This window comes from Campylobacter sp. RM5004 (assembly GCF_022369455.1).
Lineage (GTDB): Bacteria > Campylobacterota > Campylobacteria > Campylobacterales > Campylobacteraceae > Campylobacter_E.
Map to the genome: position 1 here is coordinate 1,758,085 of NZ_CP059599.1, position 24,612 is coordinate 1,782,696.

Annotated in this window: 21 protein-coding genes and 1 pseudogene; 8 read left to right on the top strand and 14 right to left on the bottom strand. The window is 29.5% G+C overall.

Annotated features, from left to right (window positions below):
• Positions 1–52 precede the first annotated feature (52 nt).
• On the top strand, positions 53–229 hold the full coding sequence (locus AVANS_RS08720) for a hypothetical protein (RefSeq protein ID WP_239817493.1): 177 nt from the start codon (positions 53–55) through the stop codon (positions 227–229).
• Positions 230–269: 40 nt separating this feature from the next.
• Here AVANS_RS08720 and AVANS_RS08725 read toward each other — a convergent pair whose 3' ends face one another.
• From AVANS_RS08725 to AVANS_RS08750, 6 genes are all read right to left on the bottom strand, one after another.
• Positions 270–1,637 (bottom strand): sodium-dependent transporter, encoded by a 1,368-nt coding sequence (locus tag AVANS_RS08725; RefSeq protein ID WP_239817494.1) that lies wholly within the window; start codon positions 1,635–1,637, stop codon positions 270–272.
• A 63-nt stretch (positions 1,638–1,700) separates the two neighbouring features.
• Positions 1,701–3,023: an anaerobic C4-dicarboxylate transporter gene (locus AVANS_RS08730; protein ID WP_239818552.1), complete on the bottom strand. Its 1,323-nt coding sequence runs from the start codon at positions 3,021–3,023 to the stop codon at positions 1,701–1,703.
• Positions 3,024–3,239: 216 nt separating this feature from the next.
• A complete protein-coding gene (gene ilvD, locus AVANS_RS08735) occupies positions 3,240–4,946 on the bottom strand; it encodes a dihydroxy-acid dehydratase (RefSeq protein WP_239817495.1) in 1,707 nt (568 codons plus the stop codon).
• A gap of 48 nt (positions 4,947–4,994) precedes the next feature.
• Complete coding sequence (locus tag AVANS_RS08740; RefSeq protein ID WP_239817496.1) at positions 4,995–7,643, bottom strand: GGDEF domain-containing phosphodiesterase; 2,649 nt, start codon at positions 7,641–7,643, stop codon at positions 4,995–4,997.
• A gap of 2 nt (positions 7,644–7,645) precedes the next feature.
• Positions 7,646–8,503 carry a cytochrome c peroxidase gene (locus AVANS_RS08745; RefSeq protein WP_239817497.1) on the bottom strand — a complete coding sequence of 286 codons (858 nt, stop codon included), beginning with the start codon at positions 8,501–8,503 and terminating at the stop codon, positions 7,646–7,648.
• On the bottom strand, positions 8,496–8,852 hold the full coding sequence (locus AVANS_RS08750; RefSeq protein ID WP_239817498.1) for a transcriptional repressor: 357 nt from the start codon (positions 8,850–8,852) through the stop codon (positions 8,496–8,498). The genes AVANS_RS08745 and AVANS_RS08750 overlap by 8 nt, the downstream gene beginning before the upstream one ends.
• A gap of 121 nt (positions 8,853–8,973) precedes the next feature.
• Here AVANS_RS08750 and AVANS_RS08755 point away from each other — a divergent pair, with 121 nt between their 5' ends.
• Genes AVANS_RS08755 through AVANS_RS08770 form a run of 4 tightly spaced genes read left to right on the top strand, consistent with a single transcriptional unit; the run spans position 8,974 to position 13,129 of the window.
• Positions 8,974–10,395 (top strand): ZinT/AdcA family metal-binding protein, encoded by a 1,422-nt coding sequence (locus AVANS_RS08755; RefSeq protein WP_239817499.1) that lies wholly within the window; start codon positions 8,974–8,976, stop codon positions 10,393–10,395.
• Positions 10,358–11,626, top strand: a complete 1,269-nt coding sequence (locus AVANS_RS08760; protein ID WP_239817500.1) for a DUF1007 family protein — start codon at positions 10,358–10,360, stop codon at positions 11,624–11,626. Before AVANS_RS08755 ends, AVANS_RS08760 begins: the two co-directional genes overlap by 38 nt.
• Positions 11,623–12,348 (top strand): ATP-binding cassette domain-containing protein, encoded by a 726-nt coding sequence (locus AVANS_RS08765; protein ID WP_239817501.1) that lies wholly within the window; start codon positions 11,623–11,625, stop codon positions 12,346–12,348. The genes AVANS_RS08760 and AVANS_RS08765 overlap by 4 nt, the downstream gene beginning before the upstream one ends.
• Positions 12,326–13,129 (top strand): metal ABC transporter permease, encoded by an 804-nt coding sequence (locus AVANS_RS08770; RefSeq protein ID WP_345772315.1) that lies wholly within the window; start codon positions 12,326–12,328, stop codon positions 13,127–13,129. The genes AVANS_RS08765 and AVANS_RS08770 overlap by 23 nt, the downstream gene beginning before the upstream one ends.
• A 157-nt stretch (positions 13,130–13,286) precedes the next feature.
• Here the strand turns inward: AVANS_RS08770 and AVANS_RS08775 are convergent, their stop codons facing one another.
• The 6 genes and pseudogenes from AVANS_RS08775 to AVANS_RS08800 all read right to left on the bottom strand — a co-directional run.
• Complete coding sequence (locus AVANS_RS08775) at positions 13,287–15,395, bottom strand: autotransporter outer membrane beta-barrel domain-containing protein (protein WP_239817503.1); 2,109 nt, start codon at positions 15,393–15,395, stop codon at positions 13,287–13,289.
• Between the two features lie 98 nt (positions 15,396–15,493).
• Entirely contained in the window at positions 15,494–15,964 is a 471-nt protein-coding gene (locus AVANS_RS08780; RefSeq protein WP_239817504.1) for a hypothetical protein, read from the bottom strand.
• A complete protein-coding gene (locus AVANS_RS08785) occupies positions 15,954–16,886 on the bottom strand; it encodes a D-2-hydroxyacid dehydrogenase (RefSeq protein WP_239817505.1) in 933 nt (310 codons plus the stop codon). Before AVANS_RS08785 ends, AVANS_RS08780 begins: the two co-directional genes overlap by 11 nt.
• Complete coding sequence (locus AVANS_RS08790) at positions 16,886–17,929, bottom strand: iron-containing alcohol dehydrogenase (RefSeq protein ID WP_239817506.1); 1,044 nt, start codon at positions 17,927–17,929, stop codon at positions 16,886–16,888. The genes AVANS_RS08785 and AVANS_RS08790 overlap by 1 nt, the downstream gene beginning before the upstream one ends.
• Positions 17,930–17,942: 13 nt before the next feature.
• Positions 17,943–19,109 carry a glutathionylspermidine synthase family protein gene (locus AVANS_RS08795; RefSeq protein WP_239817507.1) on the bottom strand — a complete coding sequence of 389 codons (1,167 nt, stop codon included), beginning with the start codon at positions 19,107–19,109 and terminating at the stop codon, positions 17,943–17,945.
• Positions 19,110–19,436: 327 nt separating this feature from the next.
• Positions 19,437–21,599: pseudogene (locus AVANS_RS08800) on the bottom strand (flagellin); the annotation flags it as partial.
• 71 nt (positions 21,600–21,670) lie between these two features.
• Here AVANS_RS08800 and AVANS_RS08805 point away from each other — a divergent pair.
• A complete protein-coding gene (locus AVANS_RS08805) occupies positions 21,671–22,192 on the top strand; it encodes a hypothetical protein (protein ID WP_239817509.1) in 522 nt (173 codons plus the stop codon).
• A 160-nt stretch (positions 22,193–22,352) separates the two neighbouring features.
• Positions 22,353–22,949 (top strand): peroxiredoxin, encoded by a 597-nt coding sequence (locus AVANS_RS08810; RefSeq protein WP_239817510.1) that lies wholly within the window; start codon positions 22,353–22,355, stop codon positions 22,947–22,949.
• A gap of 141 nt (positions 22,950–23,090) precedes the next feature.
• Here AVANS_RS08810 and AVANS_RS08815 read toward each other — a convergent pair whose 3' ends face one another.
• Positions 23,091–23,465, bottom strand: a complete 375-nt coding sequence (locus tag AVANS_RS08815) for a hypothetical protein (protein ID WP_239817511.1) — start codon at positions 23,463–23,465, stop codon at positions 23,091–23,093.
• A gap of 2 nt (positions 23,466–23,467) precedes the next feature.
• Positions 23,468–24,073, bottom strand: a complete 606-nt coding sequence (locus tag AVANS_RS08820; protein WP_239817512.1) for a YigZ family protein — start codon at positions 24,071–24,073, stop codon at positions 23,468–23,470.
• A 36-nt stretch (positions 24,074–24,109) separates the two neighbouring features.
• On the opposite strand from AVANS_RS08820, the gene AVANS_RS08825 reads away from it, so the two are divergent.
• Positions 24,110–24,589 (top strand): hypothetical protein, encoded by a 480-nt coding sequence (locus AVANS_RS08825; protein ID WP_239817513.1) that lies wholly within the window; start codon positions 24,110–24,112, stop codon positions 24,587–24,589.
• The last annotated feature ends 23 nt before the right edge of the window (positions 24,590–24,612 follow it).

Here is a 24,612-nt window from a genome sequence, read left to right on the forward strand (position 1 = left end):
TTTTAATATTTCGCTCTTACAATTTCGCCACATTTTTTAGAGGAGAAGAAAAATGAAAAGATTATGTTTAGTATTAGTTGCCTTTTTAGGTCTTAATTTATGTGCTGCTGAAGTTGAAGCAGTAAATACTGAAGAATGCAAAAGTGCTGAGTGCGTAAATAGCACAAGCGAGCAAACAACAACAGAAAATGTTCAAGAACAAATGGAAGTAAAAGAAGAAGTTAAGTAAAACACAAATTTCTACGATTTAGCTAAGCTAAATCGTAGTATTAATTAAAAAATCCAAGAATATACGATTTTAAATTCTCAAATCCACTAATAAAAATAATAATAATTACAACAGGAATTATGTATTTTATATAATAAAACCATGCTTTATAAATAGGGTTTTTTAATTCATAATCATTGCTAATTTCTCTTAATGCTTCATCTTTACCTAAAATAAATGCAACATATAAAACACATAATAATGCAGTAATTACAAATAAAATATTTCCACTCACAAAGTCAAATGTATCAAAAATATTTCTTCCAAAAATCAAAACATCATCAAGCACACCATAGCTAAGTAATGCAGGAATATTTCCTAAAACAAAAATTCCACCTAAAACTAAATTAATTGAAGTTTTCTTTGAAATTTTAAACTTTTCTTCTAAAACCGAAATTATTACTTGATAAATCGGCAAACTTGTAGTAAGTGCTGCTGTAAGTAATAATACAAAAAATACAATAGCAAAAATATTTCCAAAATGCATATTTGAAAATACAATAGGCAAAGTCTTAAACACTAGCGAAGGTCCTGCATCAGGACTTAATCCGAATGAAAAAAGTGATGGAAATATCATAAAACCTGCTAAAACTGCTACAAGAGTATTTACAACACCTGTAATTACTGCTGTTTTTAATAAATCTTCTTTTTTATCAAGATAACTTGAAAGCGTAATCATCACACCAAATCCAAGTGATAATGCAAAAAATACTTGTCCTATAACATATAAAAAAATGCTTGGAGTTATCTTACTAAAATCAGGGTATAAATAAAACTTAATTCCTTCTAATGCTCCATCTAAAGTAACATTTCTAATAACCATAGCAATTAAGCATAAAAATAATAATGGCATTAAGTATTTAACCGATCGCTCAATCCCATCAATAACTCCACGCCTTAAAATAATCCAGTTAATTAAAACAAATACAAAAGTATAAATTGCTATCATTAAAGGAGATTTTTCAATATGATTTACATAATGTAAGCTTGTTTGCTCAGCCGTTATAACTTGAGTTAAATCTAAATTATTTGTAATAATATTTACAATATAGCTAATTACCCAAGCACCCAAAACCATATAATAAGCCATAATTGCATAGCTTCCAAAAAGCCCTAAATATCCTACAAATTGCCATTTTTTACTAAAACAATCTACACTATTTTTATGAGCGCGTCTTCCTATAATATTTTCAACCAAAATAATAGGAACACCTACTAAAAACATAGCTATTATAAATAATAAAACATAAGCACCGCCGCCGTTTTCTCCAACCATATAAGGAAATCTCCAAGTAGCTCCAAATCCTATGGTAGCACCTGCAACGGTTAAAATATATGTTAATCTATTTGTCCAAGTTTGTCTTTTCATATGTATCCTTTGTGTAAAAAGGATACATTTTATACAAAAAACAATATTAATTGCAAGTAAATTTTAAATAAATTTTACAAATAAAAATCCTAATGCAACACTTAAGATAATCATTAAAACCCCTGGAATAAAGAAAGAATGGTTAAATACATATCTTCCTATTCTAGTAGTTTTCGTATCATCCATACCAACAGCACCAAGTAAAGTTGGGTAAGTTGGTAACACAAAGAGCGCTGAAACTGCTGCAAAAGAAGCGATTATTATCTTTGCATTTTCTGGATTTTCACTAAGTCCTAGAGCAACTATTACTGATGGAACAATTGCTTTTGCTGTTGCTGCTTGAGAATATAAAAGCATGCTTGCAAAGAAAAAGGCAAATGCTAATAAGAATTGATATTGCTCTACTAGATTTTTTGCAAAATCTTTTATTTCAGCTGAATGAGCGCTTACATAAGTATCACCTAGCCATGCAACACCTAAAACGCATACGCAAGCATTCATACCGCTTTTAAATACACTTGTATCAATGATTTTAGAAGTATTAATTTTACTAACTAAGACAATAAAAGTTGCAATGCTAAGCATTACACACATAATCGCACTATCTCGTGGGATTATTATTTGCTCAGCTTTTAAGCCTGAAAGATAAGTTGCATAACAAACTACAGCTAAAACTCCGATAATAAAAATTGCAACGCTTAATTTTGCTTCTTTGCTAATTATTTGAGTTGATTTTTCTTTTTTTACGATTTCGCCTTTTTTTAATAATTCTTGATAATACTCATCGCTGCTTAAATCAAGATTGCTAAACTTAGTTACTAAAAATGCTGTTATTATGCAAGCTAAATATGTACTTGCTATCCAAACCCCAAGCATTGCAATATAAGAATATCCAAAACCTTCTAAAACCCCACTAAGATAAACAACAGCAGCACTAACAGGACTTGCTGTAATTGCTATTTGACTTGATACAACTGCAAGGCTAAGCGGTGCTTTTGGCTTGATATTTTGCTCTTTTGCAACTTCAACAATTACAGGAATCATAGAAAAAGCAGTATGACCTGTGCCTGCTAAAATCGTTAGAAAATAAGTAATTGTAGGTGCTAGATAATTAATCTTTTTAGGATTTTTTCTAAGGATTTTTTCAGCTACACTTACTAAATAATCAAGCCCACCAGCAAGTTGCATAGCCGAAATTGCAGCAATAACTGACATTATGATTAAAATTACTGAAGTTGGAATTTCACCAGGCTTTATTCCACATAAAACACCTAATAAAATAACGCCTATTCCACCAGTATATCCAATAGCTATTCCACCAAGCCTAACACCTATGAAAATTACTGATAAAACAATTGCAAGGTCTAAAAAACCAAAAGAACTCATCAAAACACAAAATAGCAATAATGCTATCATTAAAAACGAATCGTTTTTCATAGCCACTCCTTTAAAATTATGCAATTTTACAATTAAAAATTTTAATAATAAATAAAAATTATTAAAAAATAAAAAAGAATTTGAATTAGGTAAATTAAAAATTTAAATTAAGATATTTTTAATAATAATCAAGGAATTTCTTTGCGAAATTCCTATTTTAAATTCTTAGTTTTTCATCTCATTTAAGCCATCGATATCTAGCACGCCACCATTACTTGCATTGCTAACAAGCGCTCTATACATTCTAAGCCATCTTGAATTAAGTGGTTTTTGTATAGGCTTAAACTCTGCTTTTCTCTTAGCCATTTCTTCATCGCTTATTAATAGATTTATAGTGCATTTGATAGTATCAATTTCTATAATATCGCCATCTTTTATAAGTCCTATTTCTCCACCTTCAGCAGCTTCAGGCGAGCAGTGTCCTACGCTAAAGCCCCTTGTTGCACCACTAAATCTTCCATCAGTAAGCAAGGCAACCGAAGCACCTAAGCCCCTACCCATAATAAGACTTGTTGGACTTAACATCTCTTGCATACCAGGGCCACCCTTTGGACCTTCATAGCGAATTACAACGCAATCACCTGCTACTACTTTTCCACTGCTAATTCCTGCGATTGCTTCATCTTGAGAATTAAAGCAAACGCATTTTCCACGAAATACCTTATCTCCAACAATTCCTGCAACCTTAATTACAGCACCTTGTTTTGCAATATTTCCAAATAATACGCAAAGCCCCCCACGCTCTGAATATGGATTTTCAAGCGTTTTAATAGCCTTACCATCAGGATTTATTCCTGATATTAATTCGCCGATACTTTCTCCACTAATAGTAAGTGCGTCTTTGCTAAAGAATTTGCTTTTTTTGCTAACTTCATTCATTATCGCATATATTCCACCGCTACTTCCTACATCTTGCATATGAGTTCCTGGCAAGCTTGGACTTACTTTTGCAATATGTGGAGTATCTTGAGCGATTTCATGCATTAATTCTAAGTTTATTTCGTCAGCATAAGCTTCTTTTGCAATTGCAAGAGTATGCAAGATTGTATTAGTGCTTCCACCCATTGCCATATCACAAACTAGAGCATTTTTAAGGCTTTTATTATTTAAAATATTTCTAATTTTATATTTTTCGCTTAGCTCTTCGCTTTTTGCAATTTCGCAAATTCTTCTTGCTGCAATTCTTAATAATTCTTCTCTTTGGGCACTTAGTGCTAAAATAGTGCCATTTCCTTTAAGTGCAATACCAAGGCTCTCCATTAAAGAATTCATTGAATTTGCTGTAAACATTCCACTACAGCTTCCAGCACCTGGACATGCAGCGCATTCAATTTCTTTTAATTTCGCTTCATCAATTTTGCCAACTTCAAATTCCCCAACTGCTTCAAAGGCTGTATTTAAATCAATCTGAGAGCCATCTTTTAGCTTTCCTGCAGCCATTGCTCCACCACTTACAAAAATGGTCGGAACATTTACCCTTAATGCTCCCATTATCATACCTGGAGTAATTTTATCGCAGTTTGGGATTGCTATCATTGCATCTAGGCTATGAGCATTCATTACCGTTTCAACACTACTTGCTATTAATTCACGGCTAGGAAGTGAATAAAGCATTCCGCTATGCCCCATAGCAATACCATCATCAACACCTATGCAGTTAAACTCAAATGGAACACAGCCGTTTTTCTTAATCTCATCTTTTATAATCTCTGCGTATTTATTTAAATAAAAATGCCCTGGAATAATCTCAATAAAGCTATTGCAAACTCCTATGAATGGCTTTGCAAAATCTTCATCTTTTAATCCAACAGCTCTAAGTAGCGACCTGCTAGGTGCTTTTGTATAGCCTTTTTTAATAACATCACTTCTCATTCTTGCTCCTTTTTAAATTAATAGATTTTCAAATTCCTAATTCAAATTCTAAATAAAAATATTGTGCGGTTCTTCAGGTTTGCTAAGCTCATAGCCTTGAGCCTTTTCTATCCCATAATCTTGAACTATTTTTAAAATCTCTTGGTTTTTAACAAACTCAGCTACCACTTCATAACCTTGCTTATGAGCAAAGCCTACTAGCGTTTCAAGAACGGTTCTAGCATTATTATCAACAACCAAGCTTTCAATAATAGAACCATCAATTTTTAAATAATCAAACTTGATTTTTAATAATCTATAAAAGTTTGAATATCCACTACCAAAGTCATCAATTGCTATCTTACAACCCCTTAAAGAAATTGAAGTTAAGAAATTTGATAAATCATCGTATTTATCAATACTTTCACTCTCTAAAATCTCAACACATAAAGCTTCAGGACGAGAGCACCTAGCTAATCTGCTCTCAAATACATCTCTAGTTTCTTTATTGATAATATCTGAGTTTGCTAGGTTTATACTAAATTTTGCTTCAGGATAATTTTCTATCAAATCAAAAACTTTATTAATAACTACTTCTTGAATATTTTTATAAAGACCCACTTTTCTTGCAACATCTAAGAAAAGTCCCGGAGAAACTATATTATTATGCTCATCTTTTAGCCTTACTAATACTTCATAATAACTTACTTCTTTAGTAAGTGAATTATGAACGCCTTGACAAACTACAAAAATCTTATCATTATCAAGGGCATACCTTATTTGTGCTACTACTCTTTGCTGTTCTGCGTGTTGTTTTTCTATACTTAAACCTTCTTTATATACGCAATAAGGCTCTTTTGTTTTTATGGTTTCATAACTTGCAAGAATTGCTTGAGCAAGTCTATTGATTACTTCTTGATTTGTCTTTCTAATATCACGCTCACTAGAAATTCCTATGTTTAATTCTAAGTCTTTAAGCTCCATATTTTGATTAATTTGAAGTTCAAACTTGTTTTTCTTACCCATTATAGGATTTACATTTTTTGCTTTAAAATGTTTTTGGATTAAATCAGCTGCTGCCATTGCTTCTTCGTGATTTTTATAAACTATACAAAACTCATCAAGTTGTAAATGATATATATTTGTAGTTTTTAAAACCTCATCGTTATCTTTAACATTTAAAGCATTTTTTAAAGACCTTGCAAAAGTTTTTATGATTTCATCAATCATAATTGTTGAATAATTAAGTCTTAAATCATTGAAATTATCAATTTTTAAATATAAAAATATGTTATTTTTATTTGACTTATCATCTTTTAATTCTTTATCTTGTAAAGCCTGTAATGATAATAAACCAGTTAAGCTATCGGTATCTAACTTCTTTTGCATATTATCAAGCTTAGTTTTATAGTCTTTAATTTGTAAAATCTTTTTGGTTACATCAACCTTATTAATAAGCTCAATATTATCACCTATACTTTTTCTAAAAATAGAAAAAAACCTTGTTTCTTTTCTACCTGTAATATCATTTTCATTATATTCTTGAATTTTGTTATGGCTTTCTTGAATAAGCGTTCCGTAATCAAAACCCTTTGCATTGTCATTTAAATCAATAACACCATGTAAAGAATCATAAAAGTTCATAGCTTGAGCTTTTCTTACATTTTCGCTTTGCTCTGTTGGTGTGTTTATATTAAAGGTAAAAGTATCATTTACATACTCAATATATAAATTCTTTTTGTTTTTTGTATTAATTAAAATTTGTTGAATTGGAGAGTTTAAAAAAGCCTTGTATAAAATATCTAAAGCCCTTGTTAAATCAAGGCTATACTTGAAAATAATAAAAGTAACAAACACAAGTAAAACAGCAAAAATAGCACCAACTAATATTAATTGCTCGTTTGTAGTTTCTAAATGCTCTATTTTTGTTAATACTTGAAGTTTTAATTGAGTTAGAATATTTTCAAAATCTGTGAAATTTTTGATTTCTTCTTTTTCTTCATGAAGTTGTTTAACACCATGCAATAATTTTCTTGAAAGAATTAGATAGGTTTTTTCTTCATCAACTGCTTTTATCCTATCTTCTAATAATTTTATATCATCAGTTTTTATTTTACTTTCTTGTTTTAAGCTTGCCATTGTGTTTTTATATTCTAAAATTAAATTATTATTATTTTCAATCAATGTATCGAGAAAATCAACATAGTTTTTAATAGAACTAATGCTTATTTTAGTTGCAAAAATAAATTCCAAAACATTTTGCTTTACATCAATTAATTTAGATTGAGCATATAAAACGTTAAAGCTTTTAAAATCACTTCCGCTAGTTCCCAATAAGCTATTAAATTCTTTTACATAATTTTTTAATTTTTCTAAACTCTGTGATAATTTTTCTTCTTCTGCTTTATTTAATTGCCTATTTTCTTTCAATAAAGCTATTAATTCACTTGTTTTAGTATCAATTTCACTTAATTTTCTTCCACTACTTTCAAAATTTGCATAAATACTTGGTCTTTCAATATTTAACATTAACTCTTGATTATCAAGCATAATTTCATGAATATGATTGTTTATATCGTAATTTACATCAATTTTATGAAGTTTTGTAAAAAATATTCCTGTACAAACAAAAATACCAACCATTAAAGCAGTTATAAAAATCTGTAAAATTCTTTGAACGAAAGTTTTTATTTCTATATTTTTATATTCTCTATTCATTATTATTCCAAAATTTTAGGTCTTTTTCCTTCTAAAGTTTTTAAAAACTCAACTATATCATCTACATCTTCATCAGGCATAATTATTCCTAATTGACACACCGACATTGCTCTAATCATATCGCTAAGATTTACAAAAGCTCCTATATAAGTGTAAGGCTCGGTTATTGTAACATTTCTTAAAGTTGGAACTTTTACTTTTCCATCACTAACATTACAACCTACTGAAAAGCTTTTATTAATTTCTGCCATTATATTTCCGCCAAAATTATTTCCATTATGGCAAGATGAACATCCGTAAAAGTTAAATAATTTTAAACCCCTTTTAGCCTGCATACTAATTGCATTTTTATCGCCTTTTAAATATAAATCAAAAGGAGAATCTAGCGTAACAAGAGCTTTTTCAAATTCTACTAAAGCATTTACTAAATTATCGTAATTAGCACTTAAACCTATACTATTAAATAATTTTTGATATTTAACATTAAATTTAACCCTATTATTAAATTCTTTAGGAGTAATATCCATATCGGTTTTTAAAGTTCTTTTTACTTGTTCTTTTAAATCCGTTATGCTAGCGTCTTTAAAAAATAGATTTGAATAAGCTATATTTAAAACAGTAGGAGGATTGTTTTCATTATCTGTGTTTATACCTGAATTATTTGTGCCATTACCACTTAAATTTAGATTATGACAGGAATTACAAGAAAGCTTTTTTGGGCTTAAATTAACATCAAAATATAATTGCTTTCCTAAATTAGCCAAATCTTTATCATAAGGAATACTAGCAATTGGTTTATAAACATTCTCATCAGCAAATAAGGTTAATAAAAGAGCAAAAATAAAAAATATTTTATTCATTATTATCCTTGCAATCTTTGCAAACGCCTTTTACCAAAACAGAGCTAACTTGAATTTTATCAATACTTGGAAATGCTAAATCTTGTGTATGATGACAAATATCACAAACAAATAAAGCATTATTACCCTTATTTATTTGATAATAGCCCTTGCCATCAAGCTCAATTTTATTTATTAATTTTGCCTTTTGAAACTGCTCCATTGTCCTATAAAATGTAGTTTTATTTGCCTTTGTTTTGAAATCATCAAAACACATAGGCTCTTTAGCAGCTAAAAGCTCATCTAATAATAAAATCCTAAGTTCTGTAATACCGATATCATGTTTTTTTAATAACTTAACTGAATTCATCTCGTGAATAATAGCAAAAAAAATTAAAATTTAAACCTAATTTATTTTTTGCAACTAAGTTGCATTTAAGCAACTATTTACTACACTAGCAACTTTAAAACATTAATGAAAAGGAATTGCAATGAAGAAACTATTATTAAGCTCAATTGCTTGCATTAGCTTATTTGCTAATAATGTAGGCGTTAGTATTTTGCCACAAGCTGAAATCGTAAAAAAATTACTCCCTAATGCAAAAATAACAACACTAATGCCAGCAGGCGCAGACCCACATACTTATGAGCCAAAGCCAAAGCAAATGCTAGAATTAAGCAAAGCTCAAGTATTTTTAGGAATAGGAGTTGAGATTGAAGAAGTTTGGCTTAAAAGATTAGCCGAAAACACAAATATAAAGATAATTCAAATTGATGAAAATATCAAAAAAAACACATATTTTCATAAAGAATTAAACGAACATCACCATGAACACGATGATGACGCTCATAATGGAGTATTTGATGATGTTAATGTAAAGAATAGAGATTTAAGTGATTGGATTGGAGCTTGGCAATCAATTTATCCTTACGCTTTAAATGGTGATTTTGATGAGTATTATAAATTAAAAGCAGAAGATAAAAAAGACAAAAGCAAAGAAGAATACAAAAAGTATTATTTAGATGGTTATAAAACAGATGTTGAAAAAATCATAATCACAAAAGATAGCATTGAGTTTATTCAAAACAATAAAAGCATAAAATCTAATTACAAATATGTAGGATTTAAAATCTTAACCTACGAATCAGGAAAAAAAGGCGTAAGATATTTATTTGAAGCAACAAACGATAAAAGTCCGTTTAAATATGTGCAATTTAGCGATCATAATATTAAACCTACGAAAGATTTAGAGCATTTTCATATATTTTTCGGAAATTCTAGTCAAGAAGAATTGTTAAAAGAAATGATTAATTGGCCTACATATTATCATAGCGATATGTCAAGCGATGAAATAAAAGAAGATTTAATTCATCATCTAGCACATAATCACAAACATAAACACCATCATCACGAGCATTCAAGTATTGATGTGCATATTTGGACTGACCCTATTATCTTAAAGCAACTTGCGATTAATTCAGCAAATGCTTTAAAACAAATTTATCCAAAAGATGCAAAAAATATTGATGAAAATCTAAAAAAATATGAAAAAGAATTAGATGAATTAAACTTAAAAATATATGATTTAACAAAAAATGTGAATATAAAAGGCTTTATTAGTTCTCATCCTGCTTGGGGTTATTTTGCTAAAAGATATGGCTTAAATGAATATACTTTAGAGCTTGAAGGAAAAGATATAAAACCTAGCGAATTAGCAAAAATCATAGAAATTGCAAAAGACAAAAAAGCTTGCATAATCTTAAAAGCACCACAATTTGATGATAAATTAGCTAAAAGCATTCACAATGAAAGTGGCTTAAAAATCATTGAGATAAACCAACTTTCAAACGAAATATCAAAGGAGCTTTTAAACTTTGCTAAGATTATTAACGATAATTGTTCTAAGCATTAATATATACGCATGTGCTTTGTGTTCTTTATACACACCAACAGCACATGTAAGCTTTAAAGGAAATTCCATTTCTTGGGAATTTTCTTCAAATTTTTCACAAACCTTGCTAGATGGCTACGATACAAATAATGATAAAACTTTAGATGAAAACGAATTAATCAAGGTTAAAGCTGCTTTGCTTGATTATTTATTGCCTAGAAAATTTTTAACTACTTTAAAATATTATGATTTGCCTTTTGGAGAAAGCATTGATATTAAGTTTATTGTAAAAGATATTAAAGTAAGTTTTGATAAAGAACTTGTTTTAGAGTATTTTATAGATTATGATTTTACTCCGAAAATTGATAGGGTTTTGGTTTTAAGCGTTGAAGATCTTGATGGATTTTTTAATTTTAAAATAAAAGAAAACTCATATCAAGTAAAAGATTTTAGCATTAATGAAAACATAAATTTAAACGCTGTTTATTACGAATTTAAAGCACCAACTTTTATTCAAGCTACAACTACAAAAATTGAAGAAAAATCAAAAGAATTTGAAACAGGAATTAGCATTTATGAAAATATGCTTAAGTTTTTAGCTGCTTTACAAAGCAAGATGATTTCTTTATTAAAAGATAATAGTTTGCTTTTATATCCTATTGCTTTAATTTATGGCTTTTTGCACGCACTCTTACCAAGTCATGGCAAAAGCATAACAGCAGCTTATTTTATGAACTCAAAAAAACAAATATTATTTTTTAGTCTAAAAGTAGGATTTATTCATTTAATTAATGCTTTTATTATCGCTGGGTTTTTTTCTATTTTTAGCTTGTTTAATCTAAGTAAAATTTCAGGATTTTTAATAAGTTTATTAGCTTGTATTTTGCTTTATTTAAAATTATCAAAAAAACAAAGCGTAAATATAGTAGAAAAACCAAATAATATAAAAAGTTTTAAACTAGCAAATAATAGTAAAATCTTAAAAGTAGTAAAAAACGAAAAAGCACTTGATAATTTCTTGGCTTTTAGCATAGGATTGCTTCCTTGTCCTGGGCTTATTTTGGTTATTGGTTTTATACAAAGTTTAGGTGCTGTTGCTTTTATAGCAGCAATTTTGATAGCACTTGGAATGAGCCTTGCTATATTTTTGAGTGCATTTATTGTAACTAGATTTAAATTTAGTAAGAAATTAGAAATTATAAGCTTAATTTTTGTTATATTTGTTGGCTTATATATAGGATTTTTTCAATGATAAAAGTAAATGATTTATGTTTTGCATACGATAGTGAAGAGATTTTAAGCAATGTTAGTTTTAGTATAGAAGATAATGAATTTGTAGGAATTATAGGAGCAAATGGCGGTGGAAAAAGCACTACCTTAAAATTATTATTAGGCTTATTAAAACCTAGTAAAGGTAGTATTGAAATTACAACGGATAAATTAAGCTATGTTCCGCAAATTGCTCAGATAAATCCTAGCTTTCCTATTAATGTCTTAGATGTTGTTTTAATGGGAACTATTCATAAATATTCTTTCTTTTTTAATACAAAAGAAGAAAAATCAAGAGCCTTGGCATTGCTTGATGATTTAGGTTTAAGTGGTTTAGCAAATAAAAAATTCGCAAGTCTTAGTGGCGGACAAAAACAAAGAGTATTAATAGCAAGAGCTATGATGAGTGATTCAAAGATTTTATTACTTGATGAGCCAACTGCTAGCATTGATGCTAAAGGGCAGATTGAAGTATTTGAATTATTAAAAAAACTTAATCAAAAAGGCATAAGCATAGTTTGTGTTTGTCATGATATAGCTTTAATTAGCACTTATGCAAACAAATTAATTCATATATGCAGAACTTGTCATATACATAAAAATACAAAAGGAATTGATAATAATAGGTTGTTGCATTTAGCAGCACATAAAAATAATTTATGTGAAATTGATATATGGGAAAATTATGGAATATCTAAATTATAGTTTTATTCAAAACGCAATTATTTCGGCAATTTTAGTAAGTATTGCTTGTGGGATTATAGGTGCTTTAGTGCTTACAAATCGTCTTGTAGCAATGGTTGGCGGGATTACTCACGCAGCTTATGGTGGGCTTGGGATTTCGCTTTATTTTGGAATTAGCACAATGCTTAGCACCTTAGCTTTTGTAATAGCTTGTGCAATACTTATTGCATATTTATCAAAAAATTACAAAAATCAAGATGCTGTAATAGGCGTGGTTTGGGCTTTTGGAATGAGTGTGGGGATATTGCTAAGCGATTTAAGTCCTAATTCAAATTCCGTAGTTTTTAGCTATTTATTCGGAGCTATTTTAGCGGTTGAGAGATTTGATATTTTGATTATGATAATAGCTGATATTGCTTTTATTTTAATGGCGTTTGTATTTTATAGACAATTAATAGGAGTTAGCGTTGATAGTGAGTTTTGCAAGGCAAATGGAGTAAATGCAAATCTAATTTATTATATGCTAATAATTGCGTCTGCTATTTGTATTGTAATTAGCTTAAGGGTTGTTGGAATGGTTTTAATACTTGCTTTACTTTGCATTCCTAGCTATATCTCATCTATGTTTTGCACTAGGCTTTCGTCTATGATGGTAGTTTCTGTTATCTTATCTCTTATGTTTTGCCTTGGCGGACTTGTGCTTAGCATTGCTTATGAATTAAGTAGTGGAGCTTGCATTATTTTGCTTGCTTGTTTTTGCTTTTTTCTTGCTTATTTGTTTAAAATATTTAAAAAGATTTAAGGAATTTGAAATAGGAATTTCTAAATTCAAATTCCACTCAATTTCACTTTTAATTCCTTTGTTTTATGAGTAAAATTCAAATCTTTTTTGCTTTTTGTTTTTGATTGATTTTTTGAAAAGAATTTGAATTCGGAAATTCCGAATTCAAATTCTAAAATTAAAATGTATATCTAATAGTAGAGTTTATCTCATAATCGTTTGTAAGACTTGAGCCAAAGCTTCTTTCTACACTTAAATTAAGTCTTAGATTGTCATTAAATTTATATGAGCCACCTAAACTAACAAAACCACGATTATTGCTATCAAGTTTTACGCTTGAACTTGCGTTTATTCCTTTTACTAAATCATTGATTAAAATATTTGCTGTGTGTTTTTTAGTATCTAATATCGCACCAACTCCAGCTCTAAAAGTAAAGTCATTTACACTATATCCAGCAAAAACTTGTGGTTTAATAATTAGTGGAACATAAGATTTTGTGCTGATTGTGTTTTTGCCAATTTGTGCCTCATATTTTCCTACATAACCTGTGATTAATTCTAAACTTGGCTCTAAATAAGTGTTTTGATAAATATTAAATCTATATCCACTCTCAACACTTGCTAAGAATGAGTTTTGAGATTTGATACCAGCTTTATCGTAGCCTGTGTGAATATATTTAAGCACTAAATCAGCAAAATATCCATCATTACTAATATAACTTAAATATCCGCCTACATTAAAGCCTTTTGATTTTGCATTTGAATTTACTTTATCATAGCCAAATAATGCACCCGCTATTAAATCGCCGTTATTAAAATCTGTTTTTTTATCAGCACCGATTTGGGTTGAATAGTAATTAAAATGGCTATTATCATTACTAAAGCGACCACCATAAGCTCTAAACCATACGCCTAAATCTTCATTTAAGCCACGAATTTCTCCTAAGCGCTTGTTCATATTATTAATGCTTACATTTAAAGAACTTAAAACATCGCTTGAGATTTCGCTTTTTTGCTCGTTTATAATAACGCTTGCAATTTCATTTGCTATTGCTTGTGCTTGTGCTTTTACTTCAGGAGTTGCTGTGCTTAAATCTCCGTTATTTTCTGCACTTAAGGTAATTAGTTTGTTTGCTAGCTCTTGCGTGCTTGCTTTATAATTTTCTCCCATTTCTTCTTTAGACTGCTTACCTACTTCTGTATTATTTGCGATATCTGATTGAAGATTTTTTAGTTCCTCTTCTAATTTAGCTAAATCTTGATTAGCAGTATTTAATTCGTTTTGAGCCTGAGTTAAAGCTAAACTTGCTGCATCTAATTCAGCTTTTACACTAGCTTGATTTTGCTTAGCTGTTTCAACTGCTGCTAATGCTTCATTATAAACCTTCATAGTTTCATCTACTTTGGTTTTTGCTTCTGCTTGTTTTGCTAAATTATCTGCGATTTTTTGCTCATGAGCTTGGATTTCTTGTTGTTTTAAAGTTAAATTTGATTTGTAAGTTTCAAGATTTTTTTCTTCATCTCTTTTCTTAAAAACCAAATCGTTATGTTGTTCTGTTACGGTTATGAAATCATAGTGAGCTGCATCTTTTTTTGATGTTAGTGGTGTAAATTTGTCATCATTCATACTTACTGCTAAATGCGCTTCATTTTGTGCCTTAACGGCTTCTGCAACTTTGTTTTGTAATACTGTATCATCAGGATTTTTAGCTAATTCTTCTCTTGCCGCTGCAAGTGCTTTTGTTGTTTCTTCTTCTTTTGCTATCAAAAGTTTGCGTTCTTCTTGTAAAGGCTCTAGTTCTTTAACTAAATTTTCATAAGCTTCTCTTTTAGCAGTTAAATTAGCCTGAGAAGTTGCAATTTGGCTTGTCAAATCAGAAATAGTTGTATTTTGTTTGTTTATTAGATCATTTATTCCAGTTAATTGTGAATCTAAATTTTGTTTTTGAGTATTCAAGATATTGCCTTGATTTACTATACTTGCATGTTCTCTTTCTGCTGTATTTTTTAAACCTTCTTTATCTCCCGCAACTAGCGTAGCACTTTCAATACCTTTATTAGCTGATAAAAATTCTTGATATTTTTTACTATAACCTTCATTTGCTAAGCTAACATCTCCTTCTTTTTGGGTAATTGTTATTTTTTGAGTATTAATTTTATTCTCTAAATCCGTTTTTTGACTTAAAAAAGTTTCTAAACTATTACCTACACTATTACTCTCTATTGCATATACATTAGAACCAAGTAGTGCCACTGCACAAACTGATGAAAATAATACTTTTTTCATAATTTCTCCTTGTTAAAAAGTTTTTAAAAGTTTAGCACTTTTTTTGTTAATCAGTTTAAGATTATTATTAAAAAAATATTGCTTAGTAATAAAATTTATTATTTATTTATTTTAATTGTTGTTTTATTTAATGAAAAGCTACAATTTAAATTACTTGTTTGATATTCAATATCATCAATTTTTTGTATAAAACCATCTTGAGTTTTTGTGAAATTTTTCTTTTGGAATATGCTTTTGCACTCAATTATATCTTTTAACAAATCATCATAATACCATTTTCCAAAAAACTTCTCATTAAAGCTTTTTTTAGTATAACACTCGCCATCAAAACAGATTTTTTCATTAATTTTTAGAGTATTTACATATTTTCCAAGCGTGTATAAATCAAGGCTTAAATCGCCTTTATGATTTCTTAAAAATCCTTGCCCTTTAAACTTTATCAAAGGACTTTTTAGAGTAATATTAATCGTTGTGCTAGGCGTTTGCTTAACACAAGAACTAAGGCTTAGGGCTAAGATAAGCCCTAAAAATAATTTAATATAAAGCTTTAAATAAAGCTTATTTGCCATTTAAAAAATCTCTTAGATTATTTACCATCATTCCTACAAGTCTTGTTACACACTCACAAGCTGTCCAAGCAATATGCGGAGTAATTATAAGATTTTGCTTTTTGCTAACTTTTAGCAATGGATTATCAGCTCTCATAGGTTCAAACTCAACCACATCAAGCCCTACTCTAATATTTTTATTATCAATAGCTTTTGCAAGTGCAGCTTCATCAATTATTCCACCACGACCAAGATTTAGTAAATACGCATCATCTTTCATCATTGCTAATTCTTTTTCGCCTATTAGTTTATAAGATTTATCGTTAAGTGGAGCGTGAATGCTAATAATATCGCTAGTTTTTAGTAAGTCTTCAAGGCTAGTTTGTTTAAAATCAGGATTATTATTCTTTCCACTAAGGCTTGTATAAATTACATTTGCTCCAAACATTTGAGCTATTTTTGCAACATCTCTTCCAATTGCTCCAAGTCCAATTATTCCCCAAGTTTTGCCTTCTATTGTGTGAATTCTTCTTGAATAATCGCAAAATAACTCACTCTTAGACCACTCATTATTTTTGGTATATTCATTATAATAAAGCGTTTCATTCATTAAAGCTAGCAATAGTGCATAAGTATGCTGAGCAACACTTTTTGTGCTATATCCAGCTACATTTTTAACTACAACTCCAAGCTCTTTTGCAGCATCTAAATCAACCGTATTCATACCTGTTGCACTAATTAAAATTAGCTTTAAATTAGGACAATTTTGCATTACTTCACGGCTCATTTTTATTTTATTAATCACTGCTACATTTGCATCTTTTAATCTTTCTAGCACTTCATTTTCTGCACTTTTTTCATACACAACAACTTCGCCAAATTCTTTAAAAGCGTCAATATTTTCTCCACCTAAGGTATTTGCGTCTAAAAATACAATCTTCATTAAATCTCCTTTTTATAAATTAAAGCTTGTTTTAAATCTTCTTTATTTACTTTAAAACCTAAGCTAATTAGATTTTTTACATCGCTTGAAGCCAAAATTAATTCAGCAATTTTGCTAGTATCTAAAGTATTTGAAAAATCACTTAATTTTGTAGGAAGATTAATTTCTTTATAAAATTTCACTAATCTTTCATATTCATCATAGTTTTTCTCAAGCACCAATTGAACCAAAACACCAAAAGCTACTAATTCTCCGTGTAAAAACTCTCTTTCAACTAATTTATCATAGCTTATCGCATAGCAAGTTGCATGTGCAAAAGCACCATTGTATTCAATATTTATTGAGCGTGAAACATAGCCAGTATTTACGATGATTGACATAACGACATTTTTAAAACTCAAATCATCATTTAAAGATTTTGCGTATTCGTAATTTAAATCCTTACATAAAATACTGCAAATCTTGCCTAAGTGATTTGAATAATTTACTCTTATATTATTTGCTTTTGCGTATTTTAATTGCAAATCAAACTCATAAAATTTAGCCATAGTATCGCCAATACCTGCTATTAAAAATCTCTTAGGAGCGTTTTTAATGGTTTCTAAATCAATAAAAGTTTTTAAAGGTGGATTTTTAAATAAAGCTAATTCTTTAAATTTCTCATCTTCATAAATAACCGATAAAGCAGACACCGCAGCACAAGTTGCAGCAATTGTTGGAATAGTTATTATTTCTAAATTAAGCTTATTTGCTATATATTTTGAAGTATCAATAACCTTACCGCCGCCAATAGCTAAAACCAAATCAAAAGATTTTCCTTCACACTCATTTAAGATTTTATTAATATCTAAATATGAACATTCTTTAGCATGTGTTAGATAAAAATCACTAGTTAAAGCATAATCTAATTTATGCTTAAACTTAGAATAAGCAGTATTACCTGCTATTATTAAAATACTTTTGTATTTTTGTAATTCCTGTTTTAAATTCTCTTTTATATCTGTATTAACTACAAAAGAAGTAAGAGATAATATCTCTTGCATTTTTTACTCCTTTTTATTTAATAATATGGCCTACGAATTTTGCGTAATTATCAAGTATTGCATTGCCTTTTCTAAAGCCGAGTCCGCAAGCTTCGTAGGCGAAAAATACCCCTGCTTGATAAAACTCTTCATTATAATGATTAAGTTCTGCAAATTCTTGATAAATATAGCCATTATTTTCATACTCGCCGTTACTTTTCGTAATAATTTCGCCATTTTTATCAAAAATCGTAATATTTGCACCTTCTCTTCCAAAGAATGGTTTTTTAACTTGCTTTGTATTTTCTAAAGGCACAAAACTTGTTTTTAATAAATATTTATGATTTGGATAAAGCTGCCATAAAAGCTCTAAAATAGCTTTGCTTTGAAACATCAAGGTATATGCTGGATTTAGAATGATTGCTTTTTGATTTTTAATGATTTTTGTTAGCAAGTGTGCTAATTCGCTTTCTTCAATAGCTATGATTTCCCAAGGAATTAGCATAAAGCAAAACTCATAATTTATATCACCTAAAAACACTCCATCTTCGCTAAATTCTACATCTTCAATATAAGCAAACTCACACTCATACCCAGCGTCTTTTGCCATTTGCATAAGAAGTCTTGTAGTAAGCTCTTCTTCAGCGTCTTTTACGCTAGTAAATAGGATTTTCCAGCCTTCATAAATTTCATCAAAATTACTCACATCTTCATCTAAAGTTGCAAGTCTTTTAAAATTATCAACAATAGCTTCATAAGTATGATTAAACTGATTAACTTCTTTTAGATTATTAAGCCTAAGTTGCTCAAATTGTAAAATCGCAGTTTCAAAAAGAGCCGTAGGAGTGTTTGCATTAAACTCGAGCAATTTTATAGGTAAATTATCAAGCCCACCAGCTAAGTCAAATCGCCCATATAAATGCCAATGAACATCGTTTTCCCAAGACATTTTCACAATTTCGTGAAGATTAAAAGGAATGCCAAGTTTATCTAAAAGATTATTTGATATTGCATATTCACCAGCATTTGCAAACATATCATAAAGCTCATTACAAGCTTCATAATAATTATTCGCTTCTTTTTCGCTAATTACTATTAATTTGTCATCAACATAAGGCGAACCATCAGCATCTGTATGCCAAGTAAAGCCCATATTTTCTAAGTTTTCTTTAGGTAATTTATTTATGTTTAAAAATTGCATTATTTTTCCTTGTATTTGATAAAGTTTAGATTTTAGCAAAGATTTTTAAAAAAGAATTTGAAATAGGAATTTAAAAAAATAAATTTAAAAACAAAAAAAGCTAAAAATATAAAAGATGTTAAGCAAACAAATTCACTCTCATTATCTCTAAACTAAAGCTTTATGCTTTGGTTTATTGTTTGATTTTCATTAAATAAATATATTTAAAAAGCTAAAGAAGTAAAAAAGGTGCTAAGAATAGCACCTTTAATATTATTTTAGTTATTACTACTGTAATAACCTTAGTCGTTTTTAAGGTGACAAGCACCTTAAAAACTTCTATTATTACTACTGTAATAATCTCATTACGTTTTGTTGAACAGCGTTAGCTTGGCTCATTGCATAAACACCTGATTGAGCTAGTATTTGGTGCTTACTAAATGTAGCACTTTCTTCTGCAAAGTCAACATCTCTAATATTACTTTCAGCAGCTTTAACGTTTACTTGAGTAACTGAAATGTTATTTACAGTTGAAACAAGTTGGTTTTGAACAGAACCAAGGTCTGAACGAATTGCTTCAAGAGCTTTTTGAGCTGATTCAGCAATATTCATCATAGCTTGAGCACCTTTTAGTGTCATAACACCTGCTGCATATCCATTCTTATTGTCCGCAGTTTCACTTGCTTGCCAATCGTTTGAATTATAACCCATTGCATCTGCTGTTTCTTTATCAATCTTAGAGTTTGTTTCTCTTAATGAAACAGTTTTTTCGCTAACGTTTTTATCATAACCTATAGAGCTAGTAATATTCATGGTTTCTAATTTACCATCTTTATTCACAAAATCTCTAGTAGCTTCTACAACTATGTCTTTACCGTTAGTTGATACAAGGCTAAGTCTTCCGAAGTTGGTCTTATTGTCATTATTTAAACCTATCATATCAGATAAACCATTTCTATCACCTTCATTTAAACCTTCTTTAAGACCTTTTAAGAATTGTTGGAAAGCATGAGCAACCATAGCATCTTCCGCAGCATTTTTATCCATTGTTAAGCCCTTACCACCATCTACTAACTTTTGAAGAGCTTTCATAGCATTATCAATAGCTTTATTTGCATCATCTAAACTATCATGATTTGCTTTGATTGCGGTTAAAGCTGCGGCTGCAGCTTGACCTTCTGGAGTTTGTTGGGTACCATTATTTGCTAAGGCATGTAAAGCACCTTGAGCTTCAGCAGTAACATTTTGTAAATTTACCTTACCATCAGCTGCAGGCTTAATAGCTTTTCCTTGTCTATATCCATCAGCTGCAATTCTTGCATCTTGTTCATAGTGAGCTGCTTGAACTTCTTCAAATGTATTTTTATCATTTAAAATTGAATTGGTAGTACCAGTAATAGCTGTGTTACCAGCACCAGCATTAGTAACACCACCACCAGCCCAAGTTGCTTTTAAACTTAAGTCCATAGCAGCTTGACCTTCTGTAGTTGTTGCATTACCTGCAGCACCTGAAGTATATAAAACATGCTTATCTGGATTATTAACACCTTGATTTGCAGCAATATCTAAGTTCTTATCCACCCCATCAGTTATCTTAATACCACGACCATCTCTATTATTTAATACAAGCCTACCCTTACTATCTACAGAAGCTTCTACTCCCGTTTGATCTTTAACTGAGTTAATAGCAGCTCTTAAAGCACCGTTACCATCTTTGTCTTTAACTTCAATTGAGCCAATAGTTACACCATTTATACTAAAGCCTTCAAATGTAGTTCCTGCTTTAATAGGTTGCTCGAATACACTCTCAACTGTAACAGAAGCTTTTACACCAGTTTTATCAGTAGCTTTGTTAATAGCTTCAACTAATGAACCTAAACCTTGTCCAGCACCAACTTTATTGCCATTAGTAATTTGTACAGGTTCAAATGTAAAGTCATTAATCCCATCTACGTTTTTAAATGTTAAATTAATCTTATCTCCTAATGCAAGGTCACTTTGTCTTACATTATGCCCAGTCTCAAACCTAGTTAAACCAATCTTATCACTTGTAGTTGCCCCAATACTAGCCTTAACAGTCTCATTTGAATAAGCACCAATTTGAAACTCCTTATTTGAAAACGTTCCAGATAGTAGCTTTTGACCGTTAAATGATGTAGTATTACCAATATTATCAAGCTCTTCCATAAGTCTTGAAATATCAGCTTGAAGCGCCTTTCTTGTCTCAGTTGTTTGACCATCTTGAGCTGATTGAATAGCTTTATTCTTAATAGTTTCAAGTATTTTAATTTGCTCATCCATAGCCTTATCAGCTGTTTGAATAATACCAATAGCATCATTAGCATTCATAATAGCCTTACCAAGTGAACTAGCTTGACTTCTTAAGCTATCTGCAATTGCCATACCTGAAGCATCATCAGCAGCACTATTAATTCTAAAACCTGAGTTTAGCTTTGAAAGTGAGCTATCAATAGCTCTATTGTTCATAGAAGCATTAGCGTGAGCGCTTAATGGTGGGGGAGTTTCTAATTATTTATTAAATATTTTTATAATTTTTTTCTAATTTATTTTAAAGGAAAATTATGAAAAAAATACTTTTAAGTTTAACTCTAGCGAGTTCAATGTTTGCGGCTACTAGCTGTGATAAGGTTTTACAAAAATTAGATGAGCAAATCGTAAAGGTTCAAAATCAAAAGAAAGAAAATCCTGAAAGACTTGATTATCTTAAAAAACAAAAAAGTGAAATTAGCAAAAATTGTGTAGATGGCAAAATAGATAATGAAAAATTAAAAACTATTAAAGCTGATACAAAATACGACTATGAAAGCAAAAAACTTGCAAAAAAACAAGAAAAAATAAATGAAAAAAAAGAAAAAATTGAAAACAAACATAAGCAAGATTTAGAAAAAATCAAAGCTAAGAAAGAAAAAGAAGAAAAGAAATTAGATAAAAAACTAAACAAAGAAAATGCTAAAAAAGAATTCAAAGAAGAAATGAAAAAAGATTCTAATAAATTAGAACACAAAGCAAATGAAAAAATCAGCAAAGAAGAAAAGAAAGCAAAAAATAAATTAAAAAAATTAGAAGAAAAAGCTGCTGAATAAGAATTTACCTACCAAAATAAGGTAGGTAAAATACCAAAACTTCAAATCTTTAAAATATTTATAAAATTTTTTAGGATAATTTTAGTGTTATTTACAAAATGATTAACTTTTATGTTTATAATTTCTCTACTAATAAAAATTATTAATAAGGAGAAACAAAATGTTAGTTACAAAAAAAGCACCTGATTTTACAGCTCCAGCTGTATTAGGAAACAATACAATAGATAATAATTTCAACCTATATAAAAATATGGGTAAAAACGGAACAGTAGTATTCTTTTATCCAAAAGATTTTACATTTGTATGCCCAAGCGAAATTATTGCATTTGATAAAAGATTTAAAGATTTTCAAGAAAGAGGAATTAACGTAATCGGAATTAGTGGCGATAACGAGTTTTGCCATTTTGCATGGAAAAACACTCCAGTAAATCAAGGCGGTATCGGTAATGTTCAATTTCCACTTGTAGCAGACTTAACAAAAGAAATCGCTCGTGGTTTTGATGTATTATTTGATGAAGCAGTAGCACTAAGAGGCTCATTCTTATTAGATAAAGACGGAACAGTTCGCCACGCAGTAATCAATGACCTACCATTAGGAAGAAACATTGATGAAATGGTAAGAATGGTTGATACAATGCTATTTACAAACGAGCATGGCGAAGTTTGCCCAGCTGGTTGGAACAAAGGCGATAAAGCAATGAAAGCTGATCCAAAAGGCGTAGCTGATTATCTAGCTAACAACAGCGATAAACTATAATTTTATGCTAGGGGCTTTCCCTAGCTATTATAAATCTTCTAAATATTTTCAAAATTTTTCATTCATATAAATATTATTTGTAGTATTTTGTTAAATCAAATTTCAAATTCTTTGAAATTTTCGTGGAATTTGAAATAGGAATTAGTCTTTTATGATTTCAGCTGACATTTTCCAAATTTTGTCAAACTTTATCATATTTCTTTTTTCGCTTTTTACAAAGCCATTTTTAAATTTTGTAATTATTTGAACTTTTGCACTTTTTTCATTTTTGTTTAAAATTTCAACTTCTATATCATTAATTCCGCCGTAATTATCAAATAATTTTGGCAAAATATTTTCAAAATTTATACTTAATTGTCTTTGAAACTCGTTTTCATAATAAAAACATTTATCAAATAAAGCTTCATTTGGCTTTGTAGCAATATCATTCATACAAGTTTTTACGCTATTTTTAATATCTTCGTTTCCACAAGCGCTTAAAAATAATAAACCACAAACTATCATATATTTTTTCATTTTTATCCCTTATATTCTTTTAGTTTAAGCATTGATTCGCTTAATTCTTTTTCAAGATTTTCTTTTTCGCTTTCACTAAGTTCTAAAATAAATCTTACATTTATTCCAAATTCTTTATTATATTTAATCTCTAATTTATCCAAAATATAACTAATTTTATTTACTTGAGAATACTCTAAGTCTAAAAAAAAGCTTTCTTTTTTTACATAATCAATCAACAAATCAAACTCATAAGCTTTGTTAATTCCTAGATTTACAGCATTTGAATAAGCCCTTACAAGCCCACCGACCCCAAGCAATGTGCCACCAAAATATCTTACAACATAGCAAACAGCATTAACTATATTAGCTCCCCTTAATACATTAAGTGCAGGTGCTCCACTACTTCCTTTTGGCTCTCCATCATCGCTTTGATTTTCTACGATTTGCCCGAATTCGTTTAATACTCTACTTGCATATACTACATGAACGCATTTAAAATGCTCGGCTCTTAGTTCTTCTTGTCTAGTGTGAACATTCTCATTTATACTAAGTGGTTCAAAAAAACATAAAAATTTTGAGCCTTTTACTTCAAAACTATCAAAACAAGGTGATTTTAAAACTTTCATTTATTAATATTAGCGTTTTTTATTAAAGGATTGAATATGAAAATAATTTTTACTTTACTTGCATTTGTTTTTTTAGGTTGTAGTTCTGTAATTACTGGTGTTGCATCTTTGGCTAGTGATATTGTAATAGCTGCTGTAACTTTGCCAATAAAAGCAATTTATAAAATAGGAAAATCTACTTTAAGTGTCGCAAACTCTAATTCAAATTCTTCTATTACAAAAGATGCTAGCAAGGCTTTAGAAAAACAAAATTATAAAAAAGCCTATGAATTATACGCAAAAGCTTGCAATGAAGATGAGCCTATGCTTTGTGCTTTAGCTAATTATTCTTATAAAAAATGCGAACTACTTAACGATGGTTGTAAAAATAATGAAGTTATTCAAAATAACGCAGTGAAATATTTGAGCGCTAAATTATTTTTAGATGAAGCAAATGAGCTAAAAGGCGATGAAAAGAAAGCTTATATAAATATAGCTTGTGAATACGATTTAAGTATTAGTAAAGAATGTGAATAAATCTTCCTATATTAATAGGAAGA

Excerpts from the sequence above, each read along its gene's own strand:
- AVANS_RS08820 (WP_239817512.1), bottom strand. The coding sequence starts at position 24,073 with ATGAAAGTTTTAAAATCACCTTGTTTTGATAGTTTTGAAGTAAAAGGC.
- AVANS_RS08745 (WP_239817497.1), bottom strand. The coding sequence starts at position 8,503 with ATGAATAAAATATTTTTTATTTTTGCTCTTTTATTAACCTTATTTGCT.
- AVANS_RS08775 (WP_239817503.1), bottom strand. The coding sequence starts at position 15,395 with ATGAAAAAAGTATTATTTTCATCAGTTTGTGCAGTGGCACTACTTGGT.
- AVANS_RS08725 (WP_239817494.1), bottom strand. The coding sequence starts at position 1,637 with ATGAAAAGACAAACTTGGACAAATAGATTAACATATATTTTAACCGTT.
- AVANS_RS08825 (WP_239817513.1), top strand. The coding sequence starts at position 24,110 with ATGAAAATAATTTTTACTTTACTTGCATTTGTTTTTTTAGGTTGTAGT.
- AVANS_RS08815 (WP_239817511.1), bottom strand. The coding sequence starts at position 23,465 with ATGAAAAAATATATGATAGTTTGTGGTTTATTATTTTTAAGCGCTTGT.
- AVANS_RS08755 (WP_239817499.1), top strand. The coding sequence starts at position 8,974 with ATGAAGAAACTATTATTAAGCTCAATTGCTTGCATTAGCTTATTTGCT.
- AVANS_RS08720 (WP_239817493.1), top strand. The coding sequence starts at position 53 with ATGAAAAGATTATGTTTAGTATTAGTTGCCTTTTTAGGTCTTAATTTA.
- AVANS_RS08740 (WP_239817496.1), bottom strand. The coding sequence starts at position 7,643 with ATGAATAGAGAATATAAAAATATAGAAATAAAAACTTTCGTTCAAAGA.
- AVANS_RS08730 (WP_239818552.1), bottom strand. The coding sequence starts at position 3,023 with ATGAGTTCTTTTGGTTTTTTAGACCTTGCAATTGTTTTATCAGTAATT.
- AVANS_RS08790 (WP_239817506.1), bottom strand. The coding sequence starts at position 17,929 with ATGCAAGAGATATTATCTCTTACTTCTTTTGTAGTTAATACAGATATA.
- ilvD (WP_239817495.1), bottom strand. The coding sequence starts at position 4,946 with ATGAGAAGTGATGTTATTAAAAAAGGCTATACAAAAGCACCTAGCAGG.
- AVANS_RS08795 (WP_239817507.1), bottom strand. The coding sequence starts at position 19,109 with ATGCAATTTTTAAACATAAATAAATTACCTAAAGAAAACTTAGAAAAT.
- AVANS_RS08805 (WP_239817509.1), top strand. The coding sequence starts at position 21,671 with ATGAAAAAAATACTTTTAAGTTTAACTCTAGCGAGTTCAATGTTTGCG.
- AVANS_RS08765 (WP_239817501.1), top strand. The coding sequence starts at position 11,623 with ATGATAAAAGTAAATGATTTATGTTTTGCATACGATAGTGAAGAGATT.
- AVANS_RS08780 (WP_239817504.1), bottom strand. The coding sequence starts at position 15,964 with ATGGCAAATAAGCTTTATTTAAAGCTTTATATTAAATTATTTTTAGGG.
- AVANS_RS08810 (WP_239817510.1), top strand. The coding sequence starts at position 22,353 with ATGTTAGTTACAAAAAAAGCACCTGATTTTACAGCTCCAGCTGTATTA.
- AVANS_RS08750 (WP_239817498.1), bottom strand. The coding sequence starts at position 8,852 with ATGAATTCAGTTAAGTTATTAAAAAAACATGATATCGGTATTACAGAA.
- AVANS_RS08785 (WP_239817505.1), bottom strand. The coding sequence starts at position 16,886 with ATGAAGATTGTATTTTTAGACGCAAATACCTTAGGTGGAGAAAATATT.